The sequence below is a fragment of the Desulfofundulus sp. JL263-se genome (assembly GCF_056316025.1).
This window is the reverse complement of the sequence record NZ_CM149993.1, coordinates 2,095,041-2,102,500: the sequence shown is the minus strand read 5'-3', so window position 1 is coordinate 2,102,500 and position 7,460 is coordinate 2,095,041. Positions and strand designations below refer to the sequence as shown.

The window sequence follows — 7,460 nt, the reverse complement described above, 5'->3', positions numbered from 1 at the left end:
AATAAGGTTTTTGGTTTAATTGGCAGGTTACGTAAGCTTAAAGAAGCTAATCCTGAAATGATAATCGCTGTAGGTGGGTGTATGAGTCAGCAGGAGGGGATGGGTAAAAGAATACGGGAAAGGTTTCCACATGTGGACATTGTTTTTGGTACACATAACATTAAAAGGCTTCCCGAACTTATTGCCCAAGTACTGGAAAAAAGGAAACGGGTGGTTGAGGTTTGGTCTTCGGCACCTGAGGTATTGGAAAATATACCTGAAAGAAAGGTATCGGGAGTACGGGCATGGGTATGTATCATGTATGGATGTAATAATTTTTGTACGTATTGTATAGTGCCCTACGTCCGTGGCCGTGAGCGGAGCCGTGATCCTCTGGATATAATCAGTGAAGTTAAAAGTTTGGTTGCCCAGGGTGTTAAGGAGGTTACACTTTTAGGTCAAAATGTCAATTCCTATGGCCGAGATTTAAGACAAAATGTTGATTTTGCTGATCTTTTACTGATGTTGGAAGATATAGAAGGACTCCAGCGAGTTCGTTTTATGACATCCCATCCCAGGGATTTTACAGATAAGTTAATTGAGACATTATCGAGAACTAAGAAGGTATGCGAGCACATACATCTTCCGGTTCAGGCAGGGAGTTCCGCAATACTTAAAGCCATGAACCGTGGTTATACCCGGGAACAATACTTGCAATTGGTTGATAAAATTACAAGCTTTATACCTGATGTTTCCCTAACCACTGATATAATTGTAGGATTTCCCGGGGAAACCGAAAAGGATTTTCAGGATACAGTGGATCTTGTAAAAAGGGTCAAATTCGACGGGGCTTTTATTTTTGTTTATAATAAGCGGCGTGGTACTCCTGCTGCAAAAATGGTCAATCAAGTTCCCGACGAGATTAAGAGCAAACGAATTCAAGAGTTGATAGCTATTCAAAACCATTTTACCCTAGAAAGCAATGGTAGAGAAGTAGGAAAAGTACATGAGATATTGGTGGAGGGTAAAAGCAAGACCCGAGAAGACAAGCTCAGTGGCCGTACGCGAACCAATAAGTTGGTGGTATTTGACGGCAGTGATGACTTAGCCGGCAAGTTGGTGCCGGTGAGAATTACTAATTTTAGCTTGACCCACCTGGAAGGAGAAGTTGCTTTTTCATAGAATGTCCTTTATAAAGGCTTTGAAATGTAGATTTATTAGTTGCCTTTATGTTTCCTTATAAGTTTATTACGGAGGGATGTCATGATTTCAATTTTAAAAAAGGCCAAGGAGTTGGGGGATGAAATTGCCAGTTCCAAAGAATTGGAGGAAATGAAAAGTGCTCAACTGGCCGTAATGCAGGATCCGGAAGCCCAGGCTATAGTAAAAGAGTTTCAGGAAAAACAAAAAACTTTTTACCTCATTCAGCAGCAAGGACATGAATTAACGGAAAGTCAGAAAAAAGAAGTAGAAGAATTGGAACAAAAAATGACTAATAACCCTTTAATTGCCCGGTACATTAAAACGCAACAAAGGTTTGAAAAGCTTTTGGAGGAAATCAATAACATTATTGCCCAATCAATTTCGGATAAACATTTTTGTAGTGACTCATGTTGCTCATCATGTAACGGCGGATGTGATGCTTAATAACATTACCCCGGCGATGGCCGGGGTTAATCTTTTGGAATAATTACCTTTATGATATAATAATACCAGGGGTGATATGCTTGCAATACACTCCCATGATACAGCAATACTTGCAGATAAAACAGAATTATCAGGATGCTATCCTCTTTTTTCGTTTAGGGGATTTTTATGAAATGTTTTTCCAAGATGCGGAAATAGCGTCCCGGGAATTGGAAATAACCCTTACCGCCAGAGATGGCGGGGGCGGTAAAAAGGTTCCCATGTGCGGGGTACCATACCATTCTGCTGAAACATATATTGCGAGGCTTATAGCAAAAAATTATAAGGTAGCTATTTGTGAACAAGTGGAGTCACCCGGTGAATCAAAAGGAATTGTTCGCAGGGAAGTAACCCGTGTGGTAACGCCGGGAACGATTATGGAAGGACAATTTTTAGATGAAAAATCATATAACTATCTGGCATGTGTGGTTAAACTGGCTAATTTTTGGGGGCTTGCATACGCAGATATTACCACCGGACACTTTATGGCCACCCAATTTTCTGGATTAAGGTCAAAAGAGTCATTATTTGATGAGCTTACTAGATTACAGCCTAAAGAAGTTTTGCTCTCTGATGAAGGCATACTTCAAGGTATGGAAACCGGGAAATTTATGGTTTCCTTTTTGGACCCGGAGGCATGTACCCTTTCCCAGGCTAAAAAGCTCCTTGAACGACATTATGGCCCCGGGTGGAAGCATACCGGCATAGAAAAGTATCCGGGGGCCATTTGTGCAGCTGGAGGGCTTTTGGCTTATTTATATGAAACCCAGAAACAAAGACTTGCTCAAATTGGCCAGATAGGTATTTATTCAACTGGTCAATTCATGATACTTGATGCCACCAGTCGTCGTAATTTGGAAATAACCACTTCTCTCATTGATGGCAGCCGGCGGGGCACTTTATTATCGGCATTAGATTTTACCCGTACGGCAATGGGGGGGAGAATGTTACGGAGTTGGCTGGAACAGCCGCTTATGGATATTCGAGAAATTAGCCGGCGCCAAGATGCGGTGGAAAAAATAGTAGAGAATATTTTTTTACGAGATTCACTACATAACATTTTAAGCCCAATATATGATCTGGAAAGATTGGGTGGCAAGGTAGCCAGTGGAACGGCCAATGCCCGGGATTTGATATCTTTGAAACAATCATTAAAACTTATTCCAGAACTCCAAAATGTTTTGGCAGACTCAGGGGCCGAACTTTTGGATGATATCTCCTGTCAGATAGATCCCTTGGAAGATATATATCAATTGCTTGAAAATTCTATAATGGATGAACCTCCTCTATCAGTAAGGGAAGGAGGCATAATTAAACCAGGGTATAACGATGAAGTAGACCGTCTTCGTAAGGCCAGTACGCAGGGTAAAACATGGTTAACGGAATTGGAAGCTAAAGAGAGGGAAAAAACGGGAATCAAATCTCTTAAAATTGGATATAATAGAGTTTTTGGTTATTACATAGAAGTAACGCGGGCAAATCTTAAGCAGGTACCAAACGATTATATTAGGAAACAGACTTTGGTTAATGCTGAAAGGTTTATTACACCTAAGTTGAAGGAGTATGAGGAACTCATCTTGGGGGCTGAAGATCGCCTGGTACAAATAGAATACCAGCTTTTTTGTGAGGTACGTAATAAGGTAGCAGATGCTGTGGGTCGCCTCCAGCATACGTCGGAATGTATAGCAAAGGTAGATGTGTTGTTGTCCTTGGCTGAGGCAGCCGTTAGGAACAATTATGTCCGTCCTGTTTTAAGTGAGTCCAGAGACTTATTTATTAAGGAAGGCCGGCATCCGGTAGTAGAAATGATGTTGGGTTCCGGGGAATTCGTCCCCAATGATACTAATATGAATGAAAAAGAATTTCTGTCAATTATTACCGGGCCTAACATGGCAGGAAAGAGTACATATATGCGCCAGGTTGCCTTGATTGTTCTTATGGCTCAAGTAGGTAGTTTTGTTCCTGCCGATGAAGCCATTATCGGTATTGTGGACCGCATTTTTACCCGGGTGGGAGCAGCTGATGACCTGGCAGGGGGAAGAAGCACATTCATGGTGGAGATGAGTGAATGTCGTACCATAATGGAATACGGCACCGGTAAAAGCTTGATTATTATGGACGAGGTAGGTAGGGGAACAAGTACCTATGACGGTATTAGTCTGGCCCGGGCCATGGTCGAGTATATTCATGATAAAATCCAGGCAAGGACCCTTTTTTCTACACACTATCACGAACTTACAGACCTGGAATATTTACCTGGAGTAAAAAACTATACCATACAGGTTCAAGAGCAGGGTGAGGAAATTGTTTTTTTGCGCAAATTGGTGCCCGGTAAGGCTGATCGAAGTTATGGCATCCAAGTGGCCAGGTTAGCGGGGATTCCTGAGGCAATTTTAAAAAGAGCCCGGGAAGTACTAACAGTTTTAGAAAAAAATCAAAGAAGTAGGCAAGAAGTTACTTGTGCTGGAGAAATGCAGGCATGTAGTAATAATGAAAGGAATAGTCTTAATGAAAATCACCCTATACTGCAACAATTAAAAGAAATAAACGTTATAGAAATGACACCTCTAGAAGCGTTAAATACAATTGCCAACTGGCAAAAAATATTGATAAATAAAAATAATGATAAAGTAATAAAAAAGATAATGATAAAGTAATAAAAGTTAAAAGTAATTCCTGTAATAAGTTGTTTATTTAGACTTATAGGGTCAGTGGGTTTTGTGTTGTGCTTGGGGCTGGGGGTGGATTTTTTGTATATAGGTATTGATGTAGGAGGAACTTTTACCGATGCTGTTCTACTGGACAAAGGGTGGGTGCGGGCCACTGCCAAGGTTCCAACCAGAGAGGATCTTCTTTCCTCTTTGTTAGAAGCACTGGATAAAATAATGAAAGGTGTTCCCGGTGATTTGATAGAGCGGGTGGTTTTAAGCACCACCATGATTACCAATTTAATTATGGAAAAAAAATATGACCCGGTAGGACTGATATTAATCCCCGGGCCCGGTTTAAGTCATAACCATTTTAAGTATGATACCGACACTTACATAATTTCGGGCGCCATGGATTACCGTGGGAGGGAAATCATTCCCTTAAGGCGGGAAGAAATTGAAGAGGCAATTGTTGATCTGGCAGCTAAGGAATATAAAAAAGTAGCCGTGGTGGGAAAATTCTCTTCCCGCAATAATCGTCATGAAAAAGAAGTTGCTGCCAGAGTTTGCTGGTATCATCCCGACTGGCAAGTAGAAATGGGACACCAGATTGCCGGACAACTAAATTTTCCCCGCCGGGTGATGTCAACACTATTAACATGTGCAACCAGGGATAAGTATGAATTTTTTGCCGATTCGGTATTGAATGCCCTTTCTCAACGGGGAATCGATGCTCCGGTATTTATTTTGAAAGCTGATGGCGGTACATTGCCATTGGCATGTTCTGTTAGAGTTCCCATTGAAACTATTTACAGCGGTCCTGCGGCAAGCACTCTTGGTGTTCAGGCTCTGACGCCGCCCGGAGAAACTTCGGTAGTGGTGGATATAGGAGGAACTACAACGGACTTGGCCTTAATTTTAAGCGGCCGACCTTTACTTTCTTCCAAGGGTGCTGCCATTGATGATAATCTTACCCACGTTCGGGCACTGGCTGTTAAGTCTGTGCCGGTGGGCGGAGACAGCATAGTTGAAAGGGTTGGGAAGGAAATTATCATTTATTCCGAAAGGCTCGGACCGCCTTACTGCCTGGGCGGGCCTCTTCCAACTCCTACAGATGCCTTACGGGTTTTAGGTTTAACCAGGATCGGTGATGAAGAAAGGGCCCGGGAAGCCATGGAAAGTTTAGGTTCTCCCCTCAATATGAGTGCAGGGGAGGTGGCAAATATGGTGAGCAATCTGGTAATAGATGCCATAGCCGAAGAAATCCAGCGCATGTTCATCCAATGGGAACAAGAACCGGCATACAGGGTTTGGGAAGTGTTGCAAAAGCGTAAGGAACGGCCGAGTACGGTAGTTGGTGTTGGCGGTGGCGCCGCCGGATTTATATCTCAAATCGCAGCTAAGTTGGGTGCTTATCCGGTAATTCCTCCTTATGCCCCCGTTGCTAATGCCATAGGTGCCGCGGTTGCTTTACCTACTTTACAGGTAACACTGAGGGCGGATACCGAACAGGGTTATTATTCCATTGAAGAAGAAGGTTACCAGGGCTCATTGGAGGATGCCAATTTTACGGAAAAACAGGCCTTAGAACTGGCTACGAAGTGGCTGCATAAACGGGCCGACAAATATGGATTGAATATAAAAATTGAAGAAGTAGAAATAATTCGCCGGGAAGTTTTTAATATGGTTAGAAATTGGGTAACCACCGGTAAAATTTATGATATTCAAGTACAGACACCTAGAGGTATTCTTGGTCACATTGGGGCAGGGGGGGAGCTTAAATAATGGAAAAAAAGACCGGTCTCATTTTTTTCCCTGCTTTTGATTGGGCTATTTCGCCTACCCATCCGGAACGGGAGGAGCGGTTATTATATACCCGGGACCAAATTTTTGAAGAAGGAGTCATGGATCTCTCGCAAATTAAAGAATATGCCCCTAGACTGGCATCGCTGCATGATATAGCAAGGGTTCACTTTTGTGTTCCCAGGGTTCAAAGCCAAGTTACCGAAGCCCATTTAATCGCAGCCGGATCGACCCTTCAGCTAGGGGATGCAGTGGTTTCCGGTGAAATAAAAAACGGCTTTGCCATGGTTCGCCCGCCGGGACACCATGCCATGCGGGTTGTACATGGAAATAGGGGGTTTTGTAATATTAACAATGAAGCCATTTTGGTAGAATATTTGCGCCGGCGTTATGGATTGAAGCGTATTGCCATAGTTGATTCTGATGTTCATCACGGCGACGGAACCCAGGATATTTTTTACCACGATCCCGATGTCTTATTTATTTCCTTTCACCAGGACGGAAGAACTATTTTCCCCGGAACAGGTTTTTCCCATGAACTGGGAGGACCCCAGGCTTACGGCACAACGCTCAATATACCCATGCCACCGGGGATTGGTGACGAAACGTTAGAATATATTGTGGATAACCTAGTACTGCCGGTTATCAAAGATTTTAAACCGGATTTTATCATTAACTCTGCCGGCCAGGATAATCATTATTCCGATCCTTTAGGCAGCATGCGGTTTACTGCCCGGGGTTATGCCAATTTTACCCAAAAACTTAATCCTGATATGGCTGTGCTGGAAGGTGGTTATGCCATTGAAAGTGCTCTTCCTTATTTAAATCTGGCAATTATTTTAGCCCTTGCCGGCTTGGATTATTCTTATGTTGTAGAGCCGGATTTATGGCCGGGACGTTTTACAGAAAATGCCGAGCGGTCCTCCCAGGTATACAGGACGGTTAATTACTTGGCTGACGTTTGGGAAAAGCGTAAAAGTGCCGATATAGATAAAATATTCGGAAAAGGAAGATTTTATCAACGCAAGAAATTTATTTATTATGATACTGACTATATAGAAGAAGAACAGATAGAACGGGTTAAAAGATGTGCTAACTGTCCCGGCTATATCCTTATCGATTCAAAAGGTGAGCGGAGCTATCGGGAAACGATCCGAATTTATGCCGTTTCCCTCCCATTTTCAGCTTGTGGTATTTGTCAGCAAGAGGCCTACGATGCATATCACCAGGCAAAGAAAGTGCAACAATATGATTATGTCTATATGCAGGATAAATCATTGGATACTTGTTTTAATTACGATAGGGATAAAAACCAGGAATGGTGTACTGAAGGATAGGAGTATC

At 42.6% G+C, this 7,460-nt stretch carries 5 protein-coding genes (1 of these 5 only partly in view); all 5 read left to right on the top strand.

Annotated elements, in window-relative coordinates; genetic code table 11:
• Positions 1-1,161, top strand: the 3' portion of a protein-coding gene (gene miaB, locus ACX4JR_RS10775) for a tRNA (N6-isopentenyl adenosine(37)-C2)-methylthiotransferase MiaB (protein ID WP_476058066.1). Its footprint begins 216 nt before the window's first position; only the last 1,161 of its 1,377 coding nucleotides appear in the window; its start codon lies beyond the left edge, outside the window; it ends in the stop codon at positions 1,159-1,161.
• Between the two features lie 81 nt (positions 1,162-1,242).
• Positions 1,243-1,626, top strand: coding sequence for a YlbF/YmcA family competence regulator (locus ACX4JR_RS10770; RefSeq protein WP_476058065.1), 384 nt, complete (start codon positions 1,243-1,245; stop codon positions 1,624-1,626).
• Between the two features lie 95 nt (positions 1,627-1,721).
• Positions 1,722-4,322 (top strand): DNA mismatch repair protein MutS, encoded by a 2,601-nt coding sequence (mutS, locus tag ACX4JR_RS10765; RefSeq protein WP_476060533.1) that lies wholly within the window; start codon positions 1,722-1,724, stop codon positions 4,320-4,322.
• A 93-nt stretch (positions 4,323-4,415) separates the two neighbouring features.
• Complete coding sequence (locus ACX4JR_RS10760; protein WP_476058064.1) at positions 4,416-6,098, top strand: hydantoinase/oxoprolinase family protein; 1,683 nt, start codon at positions 4,416-4,418, stop codon at positions 6,096-6,098.
• Entirely contained in the window at positions 6,098-7,453 is a 1,356-nt protein-coding gene (locus ACX4JR_RS10755; RefSeq protein ID WP_476058063.1) for a histone deacetylase family protein, read from the top strand. The genes ACX4JR_RS10760 and ACX4JR_RS10755 overlap by 1 nt, the downstream gene beginning before the upstream one ends.
• Positions 7,454-7,460 lie beyond the last annotated feature (7 nt).

What these genes read in the sequence shown, in the direction of transcription:
- mutS (WP_476060533.1), top strand. Translation starts at nt 1,722, where the DNA reads ATGATACAGCAATACTTGCAGATAAAACAGAATTATCAGGATGCTATC.
- ACX4JR_RS10755 (WP_476058063.1), top strand. Translation starts at nt 6,098, where the DNA reads ATGGAAAAAAAGACCGGTCTCATTTTTTTCCCTGCTTTTGATTGGGCT.
- ACX4JR_RS10770 (WP_476058065.1), top strand. Translation starts at nt 1,243, where the DNA reads ATGATTTCAATTTTAAAAAAGGCCAAGGAGTTGGGGGATGAAATTGCC.